This window comes from Exiguobacterium sp. s91 (assembly GCF_018618915.1).
GTDB classification, from domain to species: domain Bacteria; phylum Bacillota; class Bacilli; order Exiguobacteriales; family Exiguobacteriaceae; genus Exiguobacterium_A; species Exiguobacterium_A abrahamii.
The window spans coordinates 160,712-187,094 of record NZ_JACSMZ010000001.1 but is presented as its reverse complement, the minus strand read 5'-3'; the positions used below and the strand labels follow the sequence as shown (position 1 = coordinate 187,094).

23 protein-coding genes and 1 pseudogene are annotated in these 26,383 nt (G+C 36.4%); 5 read left to right on the top strand and 19 right to left on the bottom strand.

Annotated features, from left to right (window positions below):
- Positions 1-15: 15 nt before the first annotated feature.
- Entirely contained in the window at positions 16-1,407 is a 1,392-nt protein-coding gene (locus KNQ06_RS00935) for a TcaA 3rd/4th domain-containing protein (RefSeq protein WP_215147097.1), read from the bottom strand.
- 179 nt (positions 1,408-1,586) lie between these two features.
- Positions 1,587-2,147, bottom strand: coding sequence for a hypothetical protein (locus tag KNQ06_RS00930; RefSeq protein WP_064299294.1), 561 nt, complete (start codon positions 2,145-2,147; stop codon positions 1,587-1,589).
- Positions 2,148-2,513: 366 nt separating this feature from the next.
- Here KNQ06_RS00930 and KNQ06_RS00925 point away from each other — a divergent pair, with 366 nt between their 5' ends.
- Together KNQ06_RS00925 and KNQ06_RS00920 are read left to right on the top strand one after the other, a co-directional pair.
- On the top strand, positions 2,514-2,948 hold the full coding sequence (locus KNQ06_RS00925) for a sigma factor (protein ID WP_215147096.1): 435 nt from the start codon (positions 2,514-2,516) through the stop codon (positions 2,946-2,948).
- Positions 2,948-3,778: a tyrosine-type recombinase/integrase gene (locus tag KNQ06_RS00920; protein ID WP_251133459.1), complete on the top strand. Its 831-nt coding sequence runs from the start codon at positions 2,948-2,950 to the stop codon at positions 3,776-3,778. The genes KNQ06_RS00925 and KNQ06_RS00920 overlap by 1 nt, the downstream gene beginning before the upstream one ends.
- Here KNQ06_RS00920 and KNQ06_RS00915 read toward each other — a convergent pair.
- Positions 3,759-4,577, bottom strand: coding sequence for a tyrosine-type recombinase/integrase (locus KNQ06_RS00915; protein ID WP_215147093.1), 819 nt, complete (start codon positions 4,575-4,577; stop codon positions 3,759-3,761). The two genes, KNQ06_RS00920 and KNQ06_RS00915, sit on opposite strands and share 20 nt — an antisense overlap.
- Before the next feature lie 239 nt (positions 4,578-4,816).
- Between KNQ06_RS00915 and KNQ06_RS00910 the strand changes: the two genes are divergently transcribed.
- From KNQ06_RS00910 to KNQ06_RS00900, 3 genes and pseudogenes are all read left to right on the top strand, one after another.
- Positions 4,817-5,260 (top strand): hypothetical protein, encoded by a 444-nt coding sequence (locus KNQ06_RS00910; protein ID WP_058704779.1) that lies wholly within the window; start codon positions 4,817-4,819, stop codon positions 5,258-5,260.
- Positions 5,261-5,396: 136 nt separating this feature from the next.
- On the top strand, positions 5,397-7,727 hold the full coding sequence (locus KNQ06_RS00905; RefSeq protein ID WP_251133458.1) for a bifunctional diguanylate cyclase/phosphodiesterase: 2,331 nt from the start codon (positions 5,397-5,399) through the stop codon (positions 7,725-7,727).
- Between the two features lie 90 nt (positions 7,728-7,817).
- Positions 7,818-9,093 (top strand): annotated as a pseudogene (locus KNQ06_RS00900) (transposase).
- A gap of 362 nt (positions 9,094-9,455) precedes the next feature.
- On the opposite strand, the gene wecB reads toward KNQ06_RS00900, so the two are convergent.
- From wecB to KNQ06_RS00820, 16 genes are all read right to left on the bottom strand, one after another.
- Positions 9,456-10,589 carry a non-hydrolyzing UDP-N-acetylglucosamine 2-epimerase gene (gene wecB, locus KNQ06_RS00895; RefSeq protein WP_215147091.1) on the bottom strand — a complete coding sequence of 378 codons (1,134 nt, stop codon included), beginning with the start codon at positions 10,587-10,589 and terminating at the stop codon, positions 9,456-9,458.
- 92 nt (positions 10,590-10,681) lie between these two features.
- On the bottom strand, positions 10,682-11,995 hold the full coding sequence (locus KNQ06_RS00890; RefSeq protein WP_215147089.1) for a nucleotide sugar dehydrogenase: 1,314 nt from the start codon (positions 11,993-11,995) through the stop codon (positions 10,682-10,684).
- A 9-nt stretch (positions 11,996-12,004) separates the two neighbouring features.
- Positions 12,005-13,393 carry an MATE family efflux transporter gene (locus tag KNQ06_RS00885; protein WP_215147087.1) on the bottom strand — a complete coding sequence of 463 codons (1,389 nt, stop codon included), beginning with the start codon at positions 13,391-13,393 and terminating at the stop codon, positions 12,005-12,007.
- Positions 13,383-14,558, bottom strand: a complete 1,176-nt coding sequence (locus KNQ06_RS00880; protein ID WP_215147084.1) for a glycosyltransferase — start codon at positions 14,556-14,558, stop codon at positions 13,383-13,385. Before KNQ06_RS00880 ends, KNQ06_RS00885 begins: the two co-directional genes overlap by 11 nt.
- Complete coding sequence (locus KNQ06_RS00875; RefSeq protein WP_215147082.1) at positions 14,551-15,687, bottom strand: glycosyltransferase; 1,137 nt, start codon at positions 15,685-15,687, stop codon at positions 14,551-14,553. The genes KNQ06_RS00880 and KNQ06_RS00875 overlap by 8 nt, the downstream gene beginning before the upstream one ends.
- Positions 15,688-15,690: 3 nt before the next feature.
- The gene (locus KNQ06_RS00870; RefSeq protein WP_215147080.1) at positions 15,691-16,710 is read right to left on the bottom strand and encodes a glycosyltransferase family 2 protein; all 1,020 of its coding nucleotides are present in this window, start codon (positions 16,708-16,710) and stop codon (positions 15,691-15,693) included.
- Between the two features lie 21 nt (positions 16,711-16,731).
- On the bottom strand, positions 16,732-17,754 hold the full coding sequence (locus KNQ06_RS00865) for a glycosyltransferase family 4 protein (protein WP_215147078.1): 1,023 nt from the start codon (positions 17,752-17,754) through the stop codon (positions 16,732-16,734).
- A complete protein-coding gene (locus KNQ06_RS00860; protein ID WP_215147076.1) occupies positions 17,729-18,733 on the bottom strand; it encodes a hypothetical protein in 1,005 nt (334 codons plus the stop codon). Before KNQ06_RS00860 ends, KNQ06_RS00865 begins: the two co-directional genes overlap by 26 nt.
- Positions 18,734-18,825: 92 nt before the next feature.
- Complete coding sequence (locus KNQ06_RS00855; protein ID WP_215147074.1) at positions 18,826-19,599, bottom strand: glycosyltransferase family 2 protein; 774 nt, start codon at positions 19,597-19,599, stop codon at positions 18,826-18,828.
- A 1-nt stretch (position 19,600) separates the two neighbouring features.
- Positions 19,601-20,449, bottom strand: coding sequence for an NAD-dependent epimerase/dehydratase family protein (locus tag KNQ06_RS00850; RefSeq protein WP_215147072.1), 849 nt, complete (start codon positions 20,447-20,449; stop codon positions 19,601-19,603).
- 5 nt (positions 20,450-20,454) lie between these two features.
- Positions 20,455-21,081, bottom strand: a complete 627-nt coding sequence (locus KNQ06_RS00845) for a sugar transferase (protein ID WP_215147070.1) — start codon at positions 21,079-21,081, stop codon at positions 20,455-20,457.
- A gap of 19 nt (positions 21,082-21,100) precedes the next feature.
- Complete coding sequence (locus KNQ06_RS00840) at positions 21,101-22,909, bottom strand: nucleoside-diphosphate sugar epimerase/dehydratase (protein WP_215148214.1); 1,809 nt, start codon at positions 22,907-22,909, stop codon at positions 21,101-21,103.
- Positions 22,910-22,991: 82 nt separating this feature from the next.
- Positions 22,992-23,879 carry a UTP--glucose-1-phosphate uridylyltransferase GalU gene (galU, locus tag KNQ06_RS00835; RefSeq protein ID WP_215147067.1) on the bottom strand — a complete coding sequence of 296 codons (888 nt, stop codon included), beginning with the start codon at positions 23,877-23,879 and terminating at the stop codon, positions 22,992-22,994.
- Between the two features lie 191 nt (positions 23,880-24,070).
- Positions 24,071-24,835: a tyrosine-protein phosphatase gene (locus KNQ06_RS00830; protein ID WP_133207892.1), complete on the bottom strand. Its 765-nt coding sequence runs from the start codon at positions 24,833-24,835 to the stop codon at positions 24,071-24,073.
- Positions 24,836-24,846: 11 nt separating this feature from the next.
- Positions 24,847-25,542, bottom strand: coding sequence for a CpsD/CapB family tyrosine-protein kinase (locus tag KNQ06_RS00825; RefSeq protein WP_050678204.1), 696 nt, complete (start codon positions 25,540-25,542; stop codon positions 24,847-24,849).
- Entirely contained in the window at positions 25,535-26,266 is a 732-nt protein-coding gene (locus tag KNQ06_RS00820; RefSeq protein WP_215147065.1) for a YveK family protein, read from the bottom strand. Before KNQ06_RS00820 ends, KNQ06_RS00825 begins: the two co-directional genes overlap by 8 nt.
- Between the last annotated feature and the right edge of the window lie 117 nt (positions 26,267-26,383).

Below are 26,383 nucleotides of genomic sequence, written 5' to 3'. Positions count from 1 at the left end.
TAGCCTCCCTTGTTCTTATTTAATACTCGTTGCCTGTTGAATCCGGAAACTTTCCTCGTAGCTATCAGAATCTGGTGTACTACCATATGTGAAGAGATAACGGAAAAGTGATTTGGAGGTTGTTTTACCTGGATACTCACTTCCATAGGTGTAGAGTTCTCCACGAATATAGGTCGTCGCCATGACTTCAATACCGATCGTATCCCCATACTCGACGAATTTCGCTGAAGAACGATCAATCGACGCATTCATGAACTCTCCATCCCACTCCAAGTCCTTTCGGCTCCAATCGTCATAATTTTTTTGTTGCTTCGCAATATATGAAGCATCATCAATCAAATAGAAGTTAGAAGTATCTTGGAATTTTGCGGCTTCTACCCACTGAGCAGCATGCTGTTCAACGACTCCTTGAAGTTGATTCAAAACAGCTTCAGACGGTTCAAACGTGAATGTCGCTTTTTTCGTATCTGGTTTGACGACGATCTCATCCGACGTTTCCTCTCCCCATGGGAATGAATTCTCAATCGACAGTTTGATGCCGTTCTTCGGAATTGGTCCGTAGTTCTTCAAATCGGATACTTGTTTCGATGTCGATTTTCCGTCGACGATTAAAAAGGCATCCGGATACGTTTGATCAAGCTCAATCGCATTTCCTTTTAACGTGATTTCGAATTTTCGGTCCGCAGCGTCGAGCGTCAACGGATTGATCGTGACATCACTCGACTCTTTACCGTATTCGCCATCGTAAGCAATCTTCGCATCCGTTAATCCCGGATAGACACCGTCCATCATGATACCTTCCGCCGATGCCTTACTACTCTCCGTTCCGACCGGATTCACGAGCGTGACCTTCGTTCCTTTAAAATTACTGATGACTTCCGTTTTGACGCTATCGAGGCGTAAACGATAATCTTTGAAGATTCCGAGTTGACGACCACTTGCTACGATTTGACCAGGAACATCACTATCGTTTTCTGCTTGAATCGATGCCCCGGCCATCAATAAATAATCCATGAATGATTCCTTTTGCTCCGGCGTCTCTTTCAAGGCATCTAAAAAGCGTTGCGCCATCTTCTGATCAATCGGTTTTCCGTTGAACTCTGTATGCTCAGCGAGTAGTGTAGCGTCACCAGATCGAATCGCATCGCGGACCTGATTCGTCGTCGCTTCGACCGTGAACCATTGTGTCGCGAGTCCATAATAGGCACCACCGGCAACGACCAACAATCCGACCGTCAACAGAATCGCTTTTGCAGATTTACTCATTTTCTTAGGACGAATTGATCTGACGTCGCGTTCTTTCTCTACAGGTTCTGCATGTTCTACATGCTGTTCTAAGGCATCACCGCAACTCGGACAGAATTTCAATCCACGCTTTGCAGCATCCGAACAATTCATACATGCCATGATAAACCTCCCTCTCTATTTTTTAATTTCAATTAGTAAAAAATAACCATAGAAAATTCTAACATGATTATTCTGTATTTACTATTTATTGTAAAAATTAATTTGTTTATATTTTCCTAATAGTCTGTAAATATAAAATAAAAACCTTTACTCCTGAGGGAGCAAAGGTTAAAGATGAATCATCGATCCGTCGCAGAAACACCAATTGCGCGGACATATCCTTTTGTATCGTAGTCGAACCAAAGCAGTGCTTTTTTGCTGACGTTATAATAGTAGGTACCTTCTTGCTTGAAGTTGAGATACTTCTCTTTTTTAATCAGGAAAATCATCTTCGTCGGAACTTCGCCTTTTTTCAGCTTCTCATGCTCATCCGGTTTACCGAGTGCTTTCTTGACCTCACTTAACTTGATCTTGCGATCGTCAAGCTTCGGTAACGTCATCAAGACACCTACATGCTCCGGATACTTCGCGCTAAAACGAAAATCCGAGTACAAATTCTTTCCTTTTAACTTGCCGAACACACAGCAGTCCGTTTCGTCGACCCCATAACTGGCGTCTTTTCCTTTGATGGTGAAGCGATCATACAGTTTTGCTTTCGCATCCAGCAATGTTCCTTTTTCCGCTGCTGCGAATTGTTTCTTTAAGTACTTGGCGTTTGACATGGTTTTGGCATCAATCGAAGTCGGGACGAGCAACACCAACATCATGACGAGCACGACGAGCCCTTTCATCCATTTCATTTGACGATTCCTCCTTTGTCACGGATTACGCTCACTGTAACATTTATCCATTTCTATTTCATCATTCTATTTCAAATAACATCAATCTATTTTTGAAATTTATTTTCTGGAATTTGATGTCCGATTATCCCGAACACCCCAGCGGATAAGTAGAGTTATCCTGAAAGTGATCGCATTAGAATGCGGGTTTATCTGAAGCGAATGGACGGAAGGATAGGAAATCAAACGGCTTACGCTCATCGAAAGTTGAAGAAACCGTTGGCATGATTGAAGAAATGGAGCGTTGCGCCTGGCGGATAACTCTACTTATACTAAAACTACCGCGGAATACATAACAGATATGCATATCTGAAGAAACGGATACTCATGAACGACTTACTACGTAACTGGATTCCCCTCGTCAACTCCCTCCTGTCCCGCCTCTCGATCCACCCGAATGAACATGATGAATGCCGGCAAGCTGCCCTCCTCCGACTTTGGAAATCAATCGAAGAAGGAAAGGTCATGACTGTCACCTTCGCTCGGATTCGGGCAAAAGGGGCGATGCTCGACTACTTAGCGACCCGTAACCGGACGCTTGCGACTGAAGTCGCAGTCGAGACGATGCCGGAGCTTCCTCGGACACCGAACGCCTCCTTTCATTATCTCCTCAGCGAACTTAAACAGGATCTGTCGAATAAAGAGTACACGTTTCTCGAAGCCTTGATGCACGGCACGGAAGAGACGCTCGGTTACTCCCCGGCGCGACTCCGTTCGTTGAAGTCGGAACTCCGGCAGAAAGTCCAGTTCCTCCTCGGATGATGACCTACTATCAAGAACGCTTACTCGCGATCATCGAACAGGCGGACTATCGTCCCTTGACGAAAAAAGCCTATCGCTCGGACGTACGGCATCTCTGTCGCCACGTCGAACGGATCGATTTTCCGTCGCTCCAACGCTATGGTAAGTTTCTGCGCGACACTTATGCTCCAGCGACTGCCGCTCGACGACTACATGCGCTCTCCATCCTGTTCGATCAACTGGTCGCGGAACGTTCACTCGGGGCGAATCCATTGGCTCGCGTCAAAAAACCGATTCCCGCACCCTACCGACGACTTGCCTTCACGTACGACGACGTCCACCGTGTCCTCGAGACGATTCGTGACGAGACTGTCTACGCCTTTAGCTTTCTTCTCCTGCACACGGGACTAAGGTTTTCGGAAGCACGTGACTTACAGCTCGCAGATATCGACTTTGCGCGCGATCAGTTGCTCGTCCGGAGCGGTAAAGGCGATCAATCCCGTCAAGTTCCGCTGCATCATACATTACGTGATGTCCTGACGCGTTACATCGAGACGATTCGCCCTGATGTCCTGCCGTTGTTTTGTGAAGATAGTGGACGACCGGTCAATCCGGCAAAGTTTCGTCGTGTCTTAAAAGAAGCAAGTGAAAGATGTCTCGGACGGATCCTGCGACCGCATGACATCCGGGTGACGTTCGCAACGACACTTTATCACGTGCATCAGACGGACATTCTAACCATCATGCGCTTACTCGGTCACAGCGATGTTCGGACGACTCAGCACTACGTCTTACCGTCGCACGACATTGCCCATACGTCAGTCAATCGCCTCAAGCGGACAGACGATTAAGAACGTCCCGGACGTGATTCGTCTGGCTACGGATGTATCCTTCCGTCGTTGAGATGCTGGCGTGACCAAGCAGACGCTTTATATCAAGTAGCTTCAATCCTGCCTGCTGGTAAAGATAGGTCGCATAGGCGATCCGGAGCATATGCGGACGGACGTGACGCTTTAAGGACGTAAATCCGACCTCGCGAAGTGCCCTTCTTGCCGCATGTTCATTGATCATCCGTCCCGTGACGGACTGAAACAAGTAGCCAGTCGTGCGACCTGCTAGAAACAGAACAATCTTGTCGCAAAGGGTCTCTCCGATCGGAACGGTCCGTGTCCGCCCACCTTTCCCGTGACGCACGTACAGTTCATTCTTCGCTAGATCAAAATCCTGCACCGTCAACAAACGGGCCTCCATGAAGCGGAGGCCCGTTTGGCTGAGCACCTCGAAGAAGAGGCGATAGGTTGAATTTTGAATCTGTCGAATCACGGGGATCAACTCTTCACTATCATGATAGGTCTCATCTTGGAGACGTTGATGGACAATCGGACGGATCTCGACCATCGGATTCTTTTTAATCCGTCGTCGCTCGACGAGAACGTTTCCGAGCCGATGTAAGACATGATACCGTCGCAGGATCGTCGACGGCTTATAATGTGCTTTCATCCAGTGAAAGTAGCGTCGTAAGGACGCGACTGACCAATCGATTTGATGCAAGCGCATTTGCCGAAGATCACTCCGATATGCTTTGATCGTATGGGCTGACCGCGAGCAGTCGGTCAATAAATACTGATCGAGATAGTCATAGTGGGTCATAGCTGGTTCCTCCTTTTTGTAGGGACTGACATGACAGCCAATGGAGTACACGATTGATTTTCGATGAAATATCAAGAATCGCTTTCCCTAAACAATCAATGAACGAAAAACAAAAATAAGGAAAAAAGTTACAATCATATTGAATCTATGTTCTGCAGATCAGGAGAAAAAGCATACCTTTCTTTACCCTGAACGACAGCGCATTGATTCCCTCCACTAATCGATAAAGGAGCTTATATATGAATACGGATAACGACTATCTTGGCAATCCATCAGATATTCTCGTCACGACGTATGTGACGGAAGAAGACTTGCGCGACATCATCGCAACCGAATTTAAAGATTTTTGGCACCCGAAACTACGCATCACGCCACATGAGCTCGTGATTACCGGATCGACCGTCTCGACAGAACATCGATTTGCCCATCATAAATCGTTCACCCTCACGATTGCCCCGTTTCGCATCCGTCATAACATCATCTCGTTTCATATCTATGACATCAGCCCAGCATCCCAAGAACAGACGATTTTGAATCTGCTAAAGGCAAACCCCAACTTGTCTTACAGTTATCACATGATTCATGTCCATCTTCAACCATGCGACTTCGGAAATCCGTTTTTTCATACGCTCCAGTATACGAAATTAATGGATCATAAAATCCTCGTCGGTCTTCATCTATAATTGATATGCTTTGATTTTTCCTCACCTGCAGATATTATTTGAAAAAAATGTATATGATTGAATGAAAAAGGGTATCTAGATTACACCTTTACCATTCGATTAAACATTCTACTCTGCCGAGGTGACTCCATCTATCATGCCAAACCATACGATGCATGCTCATACTGACTATTTACTTGTCACGTTATCTTATCTGATTGCTGCAACATCCGCCTATATCGCAATTGAACTCGCGGGACGCGTCAAAACGGCGACCGATCGTTCGAAACATCTTTGGTTGATTGCTGGTGGATCGATTTTAGGTCTTGGTATCTGGTCGATGCATTTCGTCGCGATGCTTGGTCATGGTACCTTGAAGGATGCGACCTACTCGTTCCCGCTCGTCTTTCTGTCGGTCATCATCGCGATGACGGGATGTATCCTTGGCTTTTATCTCGTCGCCCGTCGCATGTCCCGTGAATCGTTCGTTCTTGGTGGTTTTTTGATGGGAAGTGCGATTGCCGGCATGCATTATGTCGGGATTGCTGCTTTACAGGGGATGACCCTGCAGTATCATACAGGATATGTGTTGCTCTCGATCTTGATTGCGATTGCTGCTTCTTGGACCGCACTCTGGATCGGTTTCTTTTCGCGTTATGCTAAACGACAGATGCTGGTGCAGACAAAAGTCTTCTTTGCTCTCATCATGGGCATTGCGATCTCCGGGATGCATCACGTTGGTATGCTCGGTTTAGAGTTTCAGATGATTCCATCGTTCACGAGTGATCAAGTCATCGAACCAGCGATGCTATTGACGCTTGTTTCGATCGTCACGCTGTTTTTGTTCATCGTCTTCTTCGCTTCCGTCTTGTTTGACCTCCAGTTACGTAAACGTGACTTCATCCAAGCGACGATTCTTGAATCAACCGAAGATGGTGTCGTAACGACGAATCCTGACGGTCTGATCCAATATGCAAACTCGCTGTTCCATGATTTTTTCCCGGAACGTCACTCATACTTAACGGAACATGACGCGACGTTACGTCTTGATGTGCCCGATCATACGAAACAGATGCTACACGTCGACGAACGTATCCTTGAAGTCGTCAATCACCCGCTAAAAGGCGAGAACTTGAATCAGACACTGTGGTTCTTCCGCAACGTCACCAATCAAGTCTCGTCCCAGCAACAACTCGAACACCTTGCCTTTCATGACCGGTTGACGAATTTACCGAATCGAGACAAAATCACGCTGTTCATCGAAGAACAGATCAGACAAGGAATTCCGATTTCGTGTCTCGCGTTCAGCATGGACCGTTGGCGTTCTCTGAGTGATATGCTGGGACATAAAGGCGTCGAGAGTCTGTTATTGCAAATTGCAGAACGTCTGCAAGCAACGATTCACGCCCGTGATGTCCTAGCACGCCTTGATTCATCGGAATTCCTTGTTCTCCTCGTTGACGAACGCAGTCATCTCGCGACTCAAAAAGCTGAGAAGTGCTACACTGCCTTATCGCAACCATTTGATATCGATGGAACGGTCATTACGCTGACGATGCGCGCCGGAATCAGCCATTACCCGGAAGACGCCACAACAGCAGAAGAACTGATCGAATATGCAAAACTGGCACTACATGCTTCGTTTACTGAAGCGCAAAACACGATCAAGGAATTCAAGGTCGAGAATCGAAACGATATCTTACGGACCGTCCAGATTGAAAAATTCATGACGGAGGCACTCGAAGCAGAAGCCTTCGAGCTTGTCTATCAACCAAAGATTGCAGTAGCTACGGAACGCATGACGGGTGTTGAAGTCTTAGCACGCTGGACGCATGATGAGCTTGGCTTCGTCTCACCAGCCGAGTTCATTCCCGTCGCTGAAAATACGGGAGCAATTCATGCCTTAGGTGACTGGGTACTACGAACAGCCTGCCTACGTTGGGTCGCGTGGCAAGACCTGACTCCGGAACCGTTCTCGATTGCTGTTAACGTCTCGCCACTTCAGTTCGCGAGTCAAAAGTTCTTACGCCGCGTCGAAATGATTCTCGCAGAGACAGGCATGGATCCCGCATATCTGGAGCTCGAAATCACGGAGTCCGCCGCCTTATCCTATGAGACAGCGACCTATGAAAAATTAGCACGACTGCAAGAACTTGGTATTCGTGTCTCACTCGACGATTTCGGTACTGGTTACTCGTCCTTTAAACAACTTCGTTCATTACCGATTCAGTTATTGAAGATTGACCGTTCATTTATCAGTTCGTTATTTAACGGTAAGAATCAACAAGCGATTGTCCAATCGATGATTCAACTTGGACATAATCTCGAGATGGAGATCTTAATTGAAGGGGTAGAAACGTTGGAGCAGGCAGATTGGCTCGCGCAAGAAGGTTGTGATTATTTCCAGGGCTATTATTTCAGTCGACCGTTGAAAGAAGAGGATCTGTTTGGATATTTAAATTTATTACGATCGAGCGGAAGCGCCTAATTTTTTAGTCATAGCATCGCAGCGAAGCTTTTTTGATAACCACTAAATCGCTCATCTCTCTGAGAATTCTGAGAATAAGGAGGACTTCCTATGATGGGTAAGAGAGATCACCATCATCGCTCAAAGAATGTCACCATCACATTGGAACAATTGATCCCGCAGAACCATCTCGTCCGAAAAATAGATGCAGTCATCGATGTCGACTTCATCTATAGTACCGTAGAGAACTTGTATAGCGAAAACACAGAAAGACCAAGTGTCGATCCCGTTCTGTTAATCAAGATGGCGCTTCTTCAATATGTATTTGGTATTCCCTCTATGCAGCGTACCATCAAAGAGATTGAAACCAACGTGGCATATCGTTGGTTTTTAGGTCCTGCTCTGGATGAGAAGGTACCGCACTTCTCTAAATCCGGCAAAAATACGTTCGGCGTTTTCAGGATACAAACGTCTTTGAGAGTATTTTTTATCGGATCCTCACGCAAGGAGTCGAAGCCAGATTCGAGGACCTATAGGTCCTCTTCATTGACTCCACCCACATCAAAGCAAACGCGAACAAGCGGAAGTATAAGAAGAAGTTCGTTCGACGCGCCGCACAACAGTACAAAGAAGAACTAGACCAAGAAGTCAACGAGGATCGGATTTTGCATGGAAAAAGCCTTTCACCTCCAAGACGAAGAAAGCTGAAGAACACGAGACGTAGGAGAGTACGACAGATTCGGAGAGTGGCTATTACGTGAAGGGGGAGCGTGAAAAGCAATTCGCCTATTCGTGCCATACCGCCTGTGATCGGCATGGCTTTATTCTCGGGATGATTGTAACGCCCGGAAACGTCCACGATAGTATCGTCTTTCCTGCACTTCTTCAAACTGTCACGCACCGTTTCGGACAACCATTCGTAGTCGTCACCGACTCTGCCTATAAGACTGTTCCGGTCGCCCATCATCTTCTCAAACAAGGCATTTTACCCGTCTTCCTTTGTACACGCCTCAGAGAGGTGAAAGGAATGCCCACTTCTCTCTCAATGTACATAGAGTCACGACCATAGAAAAGTCATCCATCGCCATCTCTGACAAGAGGCAGTAGATGAGATGGAGCATCTCAGACATACAGTTGTGAATCGTGCGTTGTATCGAAAGCGTCAGTAAACACAATTGAGCGTGTCTTCGCAGACACCAAAGAGAAGCATGGCATGCGTTGGAGCCGCTATCTAGGGCTGAAAAAAACGACGCTTCAAGCGATGCTTACTTTCGTTGCCATGAACCTCAAAAAGCTTGCGAATTGGTCCTGGAATTCCCCCGGGAATCCATGTCTTCACTACGTTTTAATGATGAGGATTTGTCTACAATCTGACACTTCACTTTGAAGTGATTGAATCATTGCTTTACTTATCAGTGATTGGATACAGTTAATCATGGACGGAATTAAAATCCTATTTTTATCCGTAGATTTAATAATTCTCCTTTACTTCGGTTCTCTCGTTTTATATCCTATTTTTTATCTTATCGGTAGCTAATTATTAAAAATTAATTTTTAGCTCAACCAATTTATAAAAATATATTTGTGAATACGACCTGTAAAGAGGAATACAAAAATTTAATTACATTAACTCTCATTAATTTTTTTAATTCTTGTATATCTACAATAAATTTGATGATTATGTAATACAAAAATGGAAGTATAGAATATAGCAATGGAAACATGCGCAATTCTATACTTCTATTTTTATTAGATATTAATTTTATCTCTATTTATGGTGTTAGTAAGACTTTTAATTAGTATCGATACAATTTTTTCAGCTGTTCTTCCATCTCCATAAGGATTACTTGCTAGTGACATTTTTTGATGTTCCAAAGAATCAGATAATAATAAATCAGCTGCATTAAAAATGTGTTCTTCATTAGTACCTACTAACTTTAAAGTACCTGCTTCGACTCCTTCTGGTCTTTCTGTAGTATCTCTTAATACAAGAACCGGAACTCCTAAAGATGGGGCTTCTTCTTGTACACCACCAGAATCGGTTAAAATCAAATAGGATTTCGAGGCGAAATTATGAAAATCGAATACTTCTAAAGGATTAATTAAATGAACTCTATTTAATCCAGACAACTCACTTTGAGCCAACTCTTTTACAACAGGATTCATGTGTACTGGATAAACAAATTCTATATCTTCGTATTTTTCATGTAATCTTTTTACTGCTTTGAAAATATTTCTCATAGGATCACCCAAATTTTCCCTCCGATGTGCAGTAAGAAGAATCAATCGATTTTCACGTCGAACTATAGAACTCAATAAAGGATTATTATACTCTTCAGAGACTGTTGACTTTAAAGCATCAATAGCAGTATTACCAGTAACATAGACAGTTGATTCATTTTTACCTTCTTCAATTAAATAGTTTGCAGAAGTTTTGGTAGGGGCAAAGTGGAAGTCAGTCATTATACCTGTTAATTGTCTATTCATCTCTTCTGGATATGGTGAATATTTATCGTATGTTCTAAGGCCAGCTTCTACATGCCCCACCTTAACTTGATTGTAAAAAGCTGCTAACGAAGAAGCAAATGTTGTAGTAGTATCTCCATGAACTAATACAATATCTGGTTTTACAGAAGAAATAACTTCATTCATCTTCTCCAAAACTAATGCTGTAATACTTACAAGTGTCTGATTCTTAGTCATTATATTTAAATCAAAGTCAGGAACTATTTTGAAGTGATCTAGAACTTGATCTAGCATTTGTCGATGTTGTGCTGTGACAACTACAATTGATTCGATTTCTTTATGTTTTTTTAATTCCAAAACTAATGGAGCCATTTTTATTGCCTCTGGTCTAGTTCCGAAAACAGTCATTACTCTCATTTTGTATCTCCAATCAAAAAAATAAATGAGTTCTATTACTAAGTAAATTACATTACTGAATTAATTAGATATCAACTTTTTAAATCGAAATTTTAAAGTCTCCAAGATTCTATATTATTTTTTTCTAAATCATCTACGTTGAATATACTTTTAACATCAATCAATACTTTAGAATTATTTTTTTTATACATTTTGTTAATTTCATTAATATCCATTAATTTATACTCATCATGAGCTACAGCAAATATAATACAGTCAGCATTTTCTACCTTATCTATCGTAGTTAAATCTATATTGTATACACTTTTTGCTTCTTCTTTACTAGCATAGTGGTCAACAATTTTAGGAGTTATACCAAATGTTTTTAAATTTTCATAAATATCTACTACTTTTGAATTTCTAATATCAGGACAATTCTCTTTGAAAGTTAGTCCAAAAATATAAACATTTGCAGATTTAACTAGTTTATTCGCTTCAATGATTTTTTTTATAGTGGCATTAGCAATGTATTGTCCCATACCATCATTAATTTTTCTGCCTGATAAAATAATTTGGCTATGATATCCTAGTCTCTCAGCTTCATAAATAAAGTAATATGGATCTACTCCGATACAATGTCCTCCAACTAATCCTGGAGAAAATTTTAGAGCATTCCACTTTGTATTCATGGCTTCGATAACTTCGGTGGAATCTATATCCATTTTATCAAATACCATAGCCAATTCGTTCATAAATGCAATATTAATATCTCTTTGACTATTCTCTACTACTTTAGCAGCTTCAGCTACTTTAATACTACTAGCCTCATGCACTCCGGCAGATATTACAATCTTATAAACCTCAGAGATTTGATGAAGAGCATCTTTATCTATTCCAGATACTATTTTAACTATATTCTCAAGCTTATTATTTTTGTCTCCAGGATTTATTCTTTCTGGAGAATACCCTACTTTAAAATCAGGTCCACACTTTAATCCAGAAATTTCTTCTAATATAGGAACACATATATTTTCTGTTACACCAGGGTATACAGTAGACTCGTATACCACAATAGATCCTTTTGTTAAATTTCTTGCAATCATACGACTAGCATTCTCAACTGGTTCTAAATTCGGAGTCTTATCTAAATTAATCGGAGTAGGAACCGCAACAATATGGAATTTTGCTTTTCTTAAATCAGATTCATCACTAGTGAAATAAACATTAGATTTTTTGATGGAATCGTCACCTACTTCCTTAGTAGGATCAATACCCTTTTTATATAATTCAACCTTGCTCTCATTTACATCAAATCCAATAACATCTACTTTTTCTGAAAACAGTACTGCTAATGGCATTCCCACATAACCTAGACCCGTCACGGAAATTTTTTCACGTTTTTTTAAAAGACTATTATATAGCGTCATTTTTATCACTCAACCTTTTATTTTTATTTTTTTAGTTATTTTTATAATATTGTTCTTGTAAAAAAAATAAAGCATTACTATATTCAAAAATACACCAAATAAATATGTGTAAGTATTTAAATTCAAATACACTATTAAAAATAGTATTATAATCATCAATTGATGACTTTCACTTCTAAAAGTATTCATATTAAAGTTTGTTACAATTCTTTTCTCTAGAAAATAATTTAATGCTGATAAAACAATTACAGTAGCAAATCCATAAAAAATAAAATTTAACTTTAAAATATAAATTGTGAAATTTAAGAAGCTTAAAATAAATACACAAAATATATTATAAAGTAATGCAAATTTGGTTTCTGCTAATGCATTTATTTGCGGGATTATTCTTATAGAATAATTTAATCTAATGAAAATTATTGGAAAAAGAATTATAAAATAAATAATTGAGTTGTTATACTTCGGAATAAATATATTAATCATCGGAAAAATTAATATAACAAAAATAATTGTTATACTAAATAGTATATTAAGAATAACTTTAGAGGTTTCAAAAAATTCTATTTGCTTATTTTTCTCCATTTTCATTATCATCGGAAAAATTAAAACAGTTAATGAATCAAAAATAGTTATAAATATTGTAATTAAACTATAAGCAAATGAATAATAAGCATATTCTTCAAGGTTTCCGGATCGCTCGATAAATATTCGATCAAGACCTAATAAAAATGTGGATATAAAATATGCTGAAACTATTGGGAAACCTGTTTTTATTAATTTCAATTCAGAACTAAAAGTTATTTCCTCACTTTTTTCGTTATTCTTAATTACGGAAAAATAACCAATAATAATTTGTAAAATGTAAGTAATGTAAACAGCATAAACTAAATAATAATAATTTTTTATATGCAAAAGCATCATTATTAAGGCAGTTAATACTAGTGCGATTTTTAAGAATAAATTAAATAGTGAAATTAATTTAAACTTATTTTTAAGAACCATTACTTTTGTAATGTATCCCGAAATATTAACGAATGGAATCAAAAAACAAATGTACAAATAAACTGACTTACCAAGAGTACTGTATACAATCATTGACATAATTAACGTTATAAATAATTGTATTATCGAAAAGATATATAGTGATTTTTTAAAAGAATATTTATCTAACTCTTCTGTACTTATAGAACTATATTTCATTAAAATTCCATCTATATAGCCTACATGTAAGATTGGAATAAAGCCAATATAAAACATTAATATTCTATATTTTGAAAAATCATCGAAATCTAACATGCTTGGAATTAGAAATCCTATAATTATGTTTAGTCCAACACCAATAATTGATGATAATAACAATGAAATCACTTGAAAAATTTTACTACGATCAAAATTCATAATTATTTTTAACCACAATCTCAACTGAATATCTTAAATTCAGAAAAATCAACAATCTTTCAACTTCTTGATATTCTAATTCATTATCACAAATAACTCTATTAAAACCCATGTTCATTAGTTCAAACAATTCATTATACTCTTTAGGTATATTTTCTGAAACTATAATATTATTAAATAATCTCATATCTTTTCCAAAAAACTTAATTTTACTTGCGTACTTCAGAAGACGTACTTCTTTAATAATTTTATTTTTTCTAAAATAATCGTTTTTTATATAAAAATTTTCTAAACTTTTTATATAAATATTATCAGTGGATTTTAATTTCCCTTTGATTACTTTAGTAACAATTTTACTTTTTCTCTTTGTTTCTTTTTTAAAAAATATAGGTTTGTATTTATCTTTAAAAATTCTCGATAAGAACCTTTGAAAACTATAAAAAGGTATATCATAAAATCTCATTAAATGCATTATTGATCTTAAATTTCCATTTATGACATTTAATTTTCCTATTTCATTATTTATATAATTTTCTTCATGAATTCGATATTTAATAATAGGTAGATCTATATTTTTTATTTTAATAACTTCAAGATTTTCTTTAGTAAAGTCAATCCAAAACGGAGTATTCCAATAAAGATAATTTTTAAACGATATTTTTTCAAATTCATCTTTTCTAATGAATGCAAAATCGTTTAATATATTTGTTCCATACAACAAAAACATTCTGTTTAATAAATCATCCTTTTTCCCTTCAGATTTTCTAGGTCGTATTTTTTGAATATACTCATCTTTATCATCTATTGCTACTAAATGTCCCTTTAAAGCGCCATAATCTTTATTAATAGCTAATTCACTCATTGCATTTTCTACGACTTTATTATCAAAAAATAGATCATCGCTATGTAAAATGTATATTACATCTCCAGTTGAATAGCTATAACCATTTATTAAAGCGTTAAGTTGATCTTTATTTGATTGATTTAATAATCTAATTCTCTTATCATTAAAACTATTTATAACATCAACTGTTTTATCGCTGCTACCATCGTTAATAATGATCAATTCTATATTTTTATAAGTTTGATTTAAAACCGAATCAATACTCCTTTTTATTGTTTTTTCATCGTTAAAAGTTGGCATTAACACACTTAATTTATCCATCTTTTTTCACTCCTGTAATAAGTAACTCTTTATCAAAAACGTTATCTCCACATTTCTCTTGAATGAACTTAAAACCTTCAGATGATTTTTTTAAATATACATCAGATGAATAATACATTTCTTCTATAGCAGATACATATTCTTCAATATTATTACATACATAACCAAAATTGCTTTCAACAAATTCAGGAATTGCTGAATTATTTGAAGTTATCGGTACTAAACCGCTAGATATTCCTTCACACATTGAAACTCCCTGAGCATCTTGTCTAGTTGGAATTAATAAAATCCCATTTTTTTTATGTAACTTACTAATATCTTTTTGAGATAAAAATGTCTCATTTAAATTTATATTTTGATATTTTTTTAATGATGCATTAGTTTTTTTGAATAATCTACCTGCTCCATAAATATTAATTTCCAGTTCATTAAAAAAAGGCTTTTTCATTAACTTCTTTATAACTTTCACTGTAATATCATTTGCATATTTTTTACTTGAATACGGTCTAATACTTAATATTTTTAAGCGAAGATCTTCAGTTTTTTTTTGATAATCAAATACTTCACTATCTATAGGATTTGGGATAATATCAAAATTTTTATCAATTACTGTATCTGTATCTTTTTCTAAAATTTCTTTCATCCATTTAGATACAAATATAAAATGTTTATCTATTTGTGTATCTTTAATAAGTTTCTTCATAAATTTCATTTGTTTTCTATTGAAATACATATATTTTAAAAATCGAAGTAAATCAAATATATTGAAGCCTAGATTATAGGTTCTTCTTTTCCAAGATAATGCTTCGGTTCCATGAATCCAAATATAAATTTTTAATTTTCTTTTCAATTCTCTTAATGTTTTTATCATTTCTTCATCTACAAAATGAATAAATATTTTTTCTATATATTCAGGAATTATCTCTTTAACATTAGAATAATGACATTCAAAAACCGTTACTCCCTCATATTCATAAGAATTAATAAGATTAGTTTTTTTATTTAAGACAATAACTATTCCATCAACTCCACGTTTTTTATATCCTAATACTCTACTATGTACAAATCCATTACTGTACTTATTACTTTCTGAGGGATAACCATTCGTTAACACAACGAAGTTTTTCAAGAATTAAATACCACCTTTTTTGAAATAATAATATCTATAAAGATATTTTGAAAGTTTAGGCGTAGTAAAATACGTAACAATACAAGCTATTTTTTCTTGAATACTAAATTTTTTATTTAATAAAATATCGAAAAAAATTTCATATCTCTTTTTGCCTACAAATTTAATTGTTTCATTTCTCATTTGAATAAAGCTTTTAAAAAATTCTTTATTATTATTATTTTTATAGGATAAAAAACCTTGAGAAAATAAATTCATATACATTCTCATTTCATAATTCTTTCTATATTTTATAAACTTATTATTTTCTATTAAAATTTTCTTCAAAAATAATAATTTAACTATAGTTTTTTCGAAAATATAAAATTCATATCTTTTTGATTTACTACCCACTCTTTGATAATAGTAATAATAATTGTTATTAATTGTGACAACTTTATTTACATGCATGAGATACTCTAATATAAAAACTTGATCTTGACCACTTGTAACTTCTACTGGACAATAAATTTTATTTGTTTTAATTATATTTGTTAAAAATATCTTGTCACACATAAGAACAGTGAGTGGACTTGTACCTAAAAAATATTCTTCAATTATTTGATCGCCTATAAACAAATTTTCTTCTGCTTTACTTTTTTCTTCTAATCCATTTTTATATATCTTTGTATGTCCACAAACAGCTAAACCTGCATCATTAATTTTTAATGAATTAACAAGTTGTAGAACAAAATCTTTATGTACATAATCATCTGGATCTATAAATATAATAAAATCACCACTTGCATTATCAATAGCTAGATTCCTTGCAGCGCTTACTCCTTTATTTTTTTGTTCATATACAATAAGTCTGTTTTCTATTTTTTTTAATTTGTACAATTTTTTTAAGGTATTATCCTTAGAACCATCATCAACTGCTATAATTTCTAAACTGGCATAAGATTGATTTGAAAGAGAGTTTATACATTTTTCAATATAGTCTTCGACGTTGTAACAGGGAAGAATTAAAGTTACTTTTTCCACTTAATCACTCCTAAATATCAATTATAAATATTGACTTTGTAAAATTTCATCAGCAACTCTTTTGTAATTATATTTTTCAAAATAAAGTCTCAAATCCGTTTTTTCATAAGGATAGATTTTTAAAAATTCGTCAAATCGATACTTTGAATTTTTATAATCATTTAAATCTATTGACATCACATTTTCTTTTAACTCATTTAAAAACTCTAGCTGTCCTCCTGAATCAGGACATATAATTTTGCATTTATTCAATACAGCTTCTAAAAATACTAAACCAAAAGGTTCATGTGGATTTAGTGAAATAAAAATGTCTGCCTCTTGTAATTTTTTCATAACATTTTCTCTACTTGCTTTGCCCTCAAAAAATATTGTTGATGAGCTATATTTATTTTTTAGATATTCTTTTTCAGGTCCTTCGCCAACTATTGTTAAGCTACATTTATTATTATTATTTTCAGTTATATGATTAAAAACCTCACATATCTTGTCTACTTTTTTTTCTTCAACAATCCTTCCTACAAAAATAAATTTAATTTCATTATTTGGTTTTTTCAAAAAATCTTTATAACTTTCTTGTAAACCTAGTTCAATTACTTTATCACATTCTATTCCATATATTTCATTATTAATCAATTTGGTTAACTTACTATTCGCTATAAATAAGTCTGTCTTTTTTCTTATATTTTTTAATATGACATTTAAAATGTTTTTTTTTACAATTCCATATCTATAATTAGGGAATCCATGTATAAAGTGTATAGTTTTAACTTTGGGGCATATTTTTTGAATTTTGTTATTTATCAAACCGTACCACATTGAAGTAATGATCAAATCTGGATCAAAATCTTTTATTACTTTTTTCAAGGAAGCGGATGGATGAATAAAATTACTTTTCCTAAAAAAATTTTTACTGCCTCTTGAGTTAGAAATTATCAATACTTTATGACCTAGAGAATTAAATGCGTTCTTTAAGCCTTCATTAAAAGTGGCAATTCCACCAAAACTATCTTTTGTAATTTCAGGTCCTAAGATACAAATATTCATGTTTTCTTTTCGACTCACTTTCGAAAAAATTGTTTTTCCTCAAAATGAAGAAAATAATAAATGCTATTAAAAAAGATCCATGTGCAATTGTAAATTGCTCAAATATATCATACAAAAATATTGATATGCATATTTTAATAGCAAGATAATCTTTGACTTTAAATAGTTCCTTCATTAGAGCAGTCATTAATAATATATGAATTACGAAATATATTATCCCAATTTCGTAAAGAATTCTTAAGTATGAATTATCTACCGAAATATTTAATCCATAAATAGAATTACCGAATAAATTTAACTCGTTCACTTTAACAAAAGTATTCATTATTTCTGGTCTTCTGTTTAAGATTAAATTAATACTCTGATTACTAAAAAACATAATTAAAATAGTAATTCCACAACTTATAAAATAAAAATTAGATATTATTTTTTTAGATATAAAATAATATCTGTCTTTAATAATAATCATAAACATTAACATCATGACAACTATCAACAAAGTTCTAGAATCTGTGAAATAATAAATCAAAAATGTAGAAATACATATAGTCATCCTAATCTTCTTGTTATTTGGATATAAGTAAATTAGCCCAATAGCTATATCAAAAAAGATCATACTTGCAGTATTTGGATTTGTGAATCCCATTGTATAACGTACTTCTCTATTCAAATCGTTGATGTTATATATTTCATTTAATCCATAATAGCCTAAGCATATTACAACTAGAAATAATACTAATTTTGTAAAAACATATCCTTGTAAAATTTTCTTATAGTTCCCCAACGATGACATGGATAATATATACATAAATATGTTAATAAATGTTATATTACCACTTAAGACTAAAACTACACCTATAAAAAACAAACCTGTGAAAGATTTTAAACTAAGTTTAAAAAAAAGTATAAATATTATTAAATTAAAAATAAATGTTACTATTTTTAAATTATTAACATATGTAGCTAAATTTCCTTCCATGTCTATTACCCTTGGTAAAATTACGGTTGAAGAAATAAACAAAAAACTAGATATATATATTATAACTATAAAAAGATTGTTCTTTTTAAACCTCATTGCTTCACCTTTAAAAACTTATGTTTTTTAAAATAGGCATTTATCGAATGCAGACCAGTAAAAAATAATGATTTAATATAAGAGTAGTTAAGCTCTTTAAATACTCTATATGTCATAAAAATAGTTTTAAGTTTATTCCCAGATTTAGAATTTTTACTGAGTCTGTAAATTAACAATTCTTCATCAATACTATATGCTCGATTTCCATCATTTAATATTTTTAACCATAATAGATAATCTTCATGTATATCATTTTTTTCTATGAAGTTATATTGTAGAATTTTTTTATCAATAATTACTGAAGAGCAAGCTATAACATTATGTTTTCTCAATTTTTTAAAATCCACTGAATTTGGAATATTAAATTTTTTATTGAAGCTAACTTTTTGATCAGTAATGTATCTTGTATTAGTAAATGTAAAATAATAATTATTCTTCAACATGTAATTAGTCTGAATTTCTAATTTTTTTTCGTGCCAGTAATCATCGCTATCTAAAAACGCAATCCATTTTCCTTTTGATTCTTTAATAGCTATATTTCTACTAAAAGCAGCACCTTTATTTCTTACATTTACAATTTTTTTTATTCTTTTATCTTTTTTTATACAATCATCTATAATTTTATTAGTATTATCTTTGGAAAAGTCATCTACAATAATTAGTTCCCAATTGGAATACGATTGATTTATGATAGAATCAATTGCCGTATTTAACGATTTCTCCGAATTATATGCCGGCATAATGATAGACACTAGATGTTTATTTTTCATGTTATTTATCCTCTGATCCTACAATTTTTCGTATATTCTTCTTAAAGTCAGTTATAATAATTTCTTGAGAAATCTCATGAAGATTTTTCTCATAAGTATAGTCCCCAAAAACTTTATCTATAAGTGGTATATCTAATAACAGTAACTTACTTATCATTAAGTCTACAATGAGAATCTTTTTATTATTATGCTTTTTAAATTCTAAAATCACTTCATTTGTACTAACGTATTCTGAATCTCGAGGATGAAATATTCCTGGTATTTCTTTAATAATTATATAATTTAAAAATAAAATTAAATTTTCTATAAAGATCATACTTCTATTATTATGAAAAGAAGGGACAAAAGGAATTTTTAAAGATAGTTTTCTTAATTTATCAAAATTACCTTTACAATTATCACCATAAACTATTGGCGGTCTTACTATAGAAATTTTGAAGCTTTCATCTTTTAATTCTAATAACTTGTTTTCTGCATTAAATTTTGAAATACCGTATGCATTTTTAGGAATAATAGGAGTATCACAAGATATTACTCCTTTATTTTTTCCATAAATACTCATAGTACTCATAAATATAAAATGTTTTACACCATCTTTTTTCGATTTTTCCGCAATTTTTTTTGTAAGATTTGTGTTTACCCTTGTATACACATCATCACTAATTTTTTTTTGATGTACAATGCCAGCTAAATGAAGAACTACGTCATACGTTGAAAAGCTAGTATCTAACCATTGATCTGATTTAACATCTATGAAATCAATTTTCACTGTATTAGAATTTTTCATAGACCACTCGAAGAATTCGCTACCTATATAACTATTTTTTCCGGTTATTAAAATTTTCTTCATTAAATTTACTCCTTTGTAATTGCAACTTCTTTTTTTGTCATTTTTCCAGTACCTCCTTCAACTACTCCTTCACTTTTCAACACACTAAAGAAAGTTAAAATGAGACAACGTGAGTCCATAAAAAATCCAATTCGCTGAATATATTCTCCATCAAGCTTTGCTTTTATTTCAATTGCTAATTCGTCTCGTCCATTAATTTGAGCCCAACCTGTAAGTCCTGGAAAAGTATCATTAGCGCCATACTTATCTCGTTCATCAATTAAGTCATATTGATTCCACAACGCAGGACGTGGTCCAACAAAACTCATCTCACCTTTTAAGATGTTAATCAATTGCGGTAACTCATCTAAGCTTGTCTTCCGTAAAAACTTTCCAACTCGTGTAATATAGACATCCGGATCAGCAAGCAAATGAGTTGGTGTATCTTGTGGTGTTTCAATATACATGGTGCGGAACTTTAAAATGTTGAAGTGACTTTTCTTCAGTCCTACTCGCTTTTGTTTAAAGAAGACCGGTCCTTTTGACTCAATTTTTATCGCTCCCATGATACATAAAAAAACTGGTATTAAAACGATACATGCCACAAGTGCTAGGATGAACCCTAACAATCGCTTCACTGTCATATAACTCATTTGCTTTAGCTCCTTATGTTCATACTAAATTTTGTTGTTTCATCGCAACGTCATTGGCAATATCAAGTAGCGTATTGCGCAGTTGCAGTGGATTCAATTGATGATGTTCGACCATTCGTAAAATTTCTTCAATCGGTTCTAGTTGTTTCGTTCGACCTACAAAGATTTTCGGATAAATCGCTTCCGGATCGACTTCTCCGTCTTTGAGTAGCTCTTCGTACATCTTTTCTCCGGGTCGAATCCCTGAGAACACAATTGGCATCTCATCCTCTGTAAAGCCACTTAACTCAATCATATTTTTTGCAAGATCAACGATTTTAACTGGTTCGCCCATATCAAGGACAAATACTTCTCCACCATCTGCTAGAATCCCAGCTTGAATGACAAGACGACTTGCTTCAGGAATCGTCATGAAGAAGCGTGTCATTTCTGGATGGGTCACCGTGACAGGTCCACCCGTCTCGATTTGTGACTTAAATAGCGGAATTACCGATCCCCGACTACCAAGCACGTTACCAAACCGAACAACCGCGAACTTCGTCTGACTTCGTTTCCCTAAGTCCTGGATGATCATCTCGGCAATTCGTTTTGTCGAACCCATGACGTTCGTCGGATTGACCGCTTTGTCCGTTGAGATCATGACAAACCGTTCGACCTGATGACGGTCCGCTACTTCTGCGACGTTCTTCGTTCCATAGATGTTATTTTTTACCGACTCATACGGATTTGCTTCCATTAAAGGAACGTGTTTATGAGCTGCTGCGTGGAAGACGACATCCGGACGATGTTGTGCAAAAACTTCTTCAAGTCGCATCCGATCTTGTACATCTGCGATGACAGGAATCAAATTGATTGCTGTCTGTAAACCACGTAGTTCTCGTTCAATTAAATAGATACTATTCTCACCATGACCGAGTAGTACCAATGTCGTCGGATTGAACTGAATAATTTGGCGACAGATTTCTGACCCAATCGATCCGCCTGCTCCTGTGACGAGAACCGTCCGTCCTTCAATCTCACTACGGATTCCTGAGATATTCAGTTCGACTGCTTCTCGTCCGAGTAAGTCTTCAATCGATACATCGCGAATCGCATTGACTGACACTTTTCCGGTAACGAGTTCTTCAATCATCGGTAACGTCTGGACATTTTTACAAAGTGTCTTCGCTTCTGTAATTAATTCAATTCGTCGTTGTTGCGACAACGATGGAATCGCTAAAACGATTGCTTCGATTTTATATCGTTCGATGACGGCTTTTAAATCTTCCGTCGTACCTGCGACTTCGAGTCCTTGAATCATAAAGTGCATATGTTTCGGATCGTCATCAACGAATGCAACTGGTTTCAATTCATGAAATGGTGATGCATAGAGTTGACGAACCAATGCACGTCCGGCACGACCTGCCCCAATAACTAACGTCCGCTTACGCGACTTAATCATGCGTCGTGGTAGAGCATATTTTCGCCAGTGCTGACCAATCCCAAGCAAACGTAATCCAACGCGGATTGCTCCGAGTAACAATAAAGAAATACAAAAACTTAATAGTGTGATACGTTCTAAGACTTGTCCGAAGAATAGAACTTGATACACTATTAAGCCGATTGAGCTCAGTGCAAGAGACAATGATAACGTCATAGCCTCTTGCACACTCGCATATTTCCAATTGACACGATATAGCTTCATTAAAAAAGCCACCGTGATGAAGAGTAAAGCAAATACTGCAGCGGACTGAATCAGTGCACGACTGTCAATCAATAAAAATAATTCCTTCGGATACAAGAAAAAATATGTAAAGCTCATTGCGACAATCAATGCGAAAGCATCCATACATGCTAATAAAAAGGTCCGATAGTAATAGTACTTCTTCAAGACGACAACTCCTTTCAACTAATATTTAAAACACTATTTTTTAGACAAGCGATTGTTCTTTATGTGCATCAAGTAGCTCTTGCATGATTTCTGCCACGTCTTGACCTAAATCTTCACGATTCAACGCAAACTCAAGCGTTGTCCGAATGAACCCTAGTTTTTCACCGACATCGTAGCGTTTACCATCAAATTCGTAGGCAAAGACACGTTGCATCTCGTTGAGTCGTGTAATCGCGTCTGTCAATTGAATTTCGCCACCTGACCCGACTTCTTGTGTTTCGAGATACTTAAAAATTTCTGGTGTGAGTAGATAACGCCCTAAAATCGCTAAGTTCGATGGGGCAGTTCCAGGTGCTGGCTTTTCGACGAATGATTTCACCTTATGTAATTGCTCTGAGATGCTTGTACTTGGGTCAACGATCCCGTAACGATGTGTGTCTTTTTCCGGAACTGGTTGCACACCAATGATTGAACTATTCGTGATTTCATATTGCTCGATTAATTGTCGTGTACACGGTACATCTGCTTGAACGATATCATCACCAAGCATGACAACGAATGGTTCGTTCCCGATGAATGCTTTTGCTTGAAGAATCGCATCCCCTAAACCCTTTGGTTTTGATTGACGAATGAAATGGATGTTGATATTCGTCGTTGCTTCAACGAGATATAACAATTCCGATTTATTTTTTGAAATTAAGTTCGCTTCGAGCTCAGGTACGGAATCAAAATGATCTTCAATCGCGCGTTTTCCTTTACCAGTGATAATCAAGATATCTTCAATTCCTGATTCAATTGCTTCTTCAATGATGTATTGAATCGTGGGTTTATCAACGATTGGTAACATTTCCTTCGGCATGGCCTTTGTCGCTGGTAAGAAACGTGTACCAAGTCCTGCTGCTGGAATGACTGCTTTTTTTACTATCATTATGTAACACACTCCTTGAGGTAGTTTTAAGTTGGAAAATTATATTCTTCATTCCATTCTTTATGTAAAATACAATAACATAGGACACATGTCACTTTCCATAAAGTTTTCCATATTTTAATAATGTAAGCGTTGACATAGAAAAAAGAGAGTACGAATTCACTCTCTTTCCCTTACCTTGACAAAAAATGTTACACCCATTGTCCTTTCCAATTCTTCTCGACAGGACTCGGGGGATTGATTGTCACGAGTTGGTTCAAGAGAACGGCTTCATTGTTTTCATAAATCTCATCGATCAACCAATCTTCGAATGTTTTCTCAAGCATCCGTTCGCATTGCTTCCAGTAGAATGGACGTTTCTCGAGGTGATGCGCATCACTTGCCACAAGATGGGCTAGCCCATTCTCAAGCAAGGCAATCGCAAACCGCTGGACATCCTTTCCGTATTTGCCGATCAAACTGGCACACGTCACCTGACTGATCGCACCGTTTGAAATCAATTCAAAAAGTAACGATGGATTTTGAATGATTGCTTTATTCTTTTCTGGATGGGCAACGACCGGGATATAACCATCGGAAATCAATTCTGCAAAGACTTGGCGCGCATACGATGGAATTCCGCTTGATGGAAACTCGATCAAAATATAGCGTGAATCGTTCAGCGTCAGCGCTTGTCCTGCTTCTAACGCTTCCATCAACTCACCGATCAACCGGATCTCATGACCTGGATAGACGGTTAACGGAATATCACGTTGTTTCAACAAGACATTGAACTCATCGACCGTCAACTGGACATCGACATCTTCTGTTTCGAATTGTGGATGATAGAGGTGTGGAGTCGCGATGATCCGCGACACCCCCTCTGCGACGGCTTGTTCAGCTAACTGCAAGGCATGTTCGACACTGGCCGGACCGTCATCGACGAGCGGCAAGATATGACAGTGGATATCAACCATATAGATGTCCCTCACTCATAGGAATAGTAGTATTGGTATGCTGAATCATCCGTCAGTTCACGACGGTTCAAGACGACACCGAGAATTTTCGCTTCGGCCAGTTCAAGCTGTTCTTTCGCTTTTAACACTCGTTGACGATCAGATGTCGTACAACCGACGACAAGGACAACACCATCCGTTAGTTTCGAAGTAATCCGACTATCGGCGACTTGTAGTAATGGCGGTGCGTCAAAGATGATGATGTCGAATTCTTCACGTAGTTGTTCCGTTAGATGCTCCATCGCACGTGACGACAAGAGCTCCGCTGGATTCGGCGGAATCGGACCGGCTGTCAAAATGGATAGGTTATCGACTTTCGTTGGTAAGATTGCCTTTTCTTTTTCCGCTTGGCGAGTTAAAAGACTCGAAAGTCCAAGACCATTCGCAACACGGAACGTATAATGAACCGTTGGGCGACGCATATCCGTATCGATAATCAATACTTTTTTCCCTTGTTGCGCGTAAGCGACGGCCAAGTTTGATGACGTCGTTGATTTTCCTTCACCTTGTGTTGCGGAGGTGACAAGAATTGCTTGAATCTCACGATCGACGGCCATGAATTCAATGTTCGTCCGGATCGTTCGATACTGCTCAGCAACAGGTGACTTCGGTTGCGTGACCGTAATCAGTTTCCGTGCATCTTTGTTCATTTTGCTCTTCTTAGCCATATTGTTTGACCGCCTCTCGTTTTGCTGCTTTTGACGATGACTTGAATACTTTACTGTCGATATCCGGGATACTACCGAGTACCGGCAGATCAAGAATTTGTTGGACCTGATCTTCTGTCCGGATGCGACGATCGAGTACTTCACGTAAGAAAGCAAGACCGACACCGAGTAAGAATCCAACGACTGCTGCAATCGCTGTGTTCAAAATAATATTCGGACTGACAGGTGACGTTGGGATACCTGATGTCGACAAGACAGTAACGTTATCAACACTCATTAATTCTTGAACGTCTGAACTAAAGACTTCAGCAATCGAGTTCGCCAAGTTGGATGCTAATGCTGCATCGGTACTTTGGACCGAAACGTTAATGACCTGAGAGTTTTGCTCACTTTCGACCGTGACCATGTTGTTCAAAGCATTCATATTCGTTGGTGCGTTCGGAACTTCCTTTTGAACCTGTTCTAAAATCGCCGGGCTCTTGATGATGACCCGATATGTATTAACCAATGTGACAGACGACTGGACAGACTGTGCATCAATGACTTCATTTTCTTGTTTCTTCGGTGTGACGAGAATTTGCGTCCCTGCTTGATACGTCGGTTTAATCAAAAAGCTACTGACGGCAAATGAGATGAGGGCGGCGACAATCGTCAACGCCAAGATGCGCCAGAACGATTTACGTAAAATCGAAAATAATTCCTGCAAGCTAATCGTTTCATTCATGGTCTAATTATTCTCCTTTATTTGTCTAATTCAGTGACTTTCCTACATCAACTAGGACTCAGTATAACAAATATTTGGGAAATGGTTGATGTTTTTTTAGGAAATGACATACGTTTA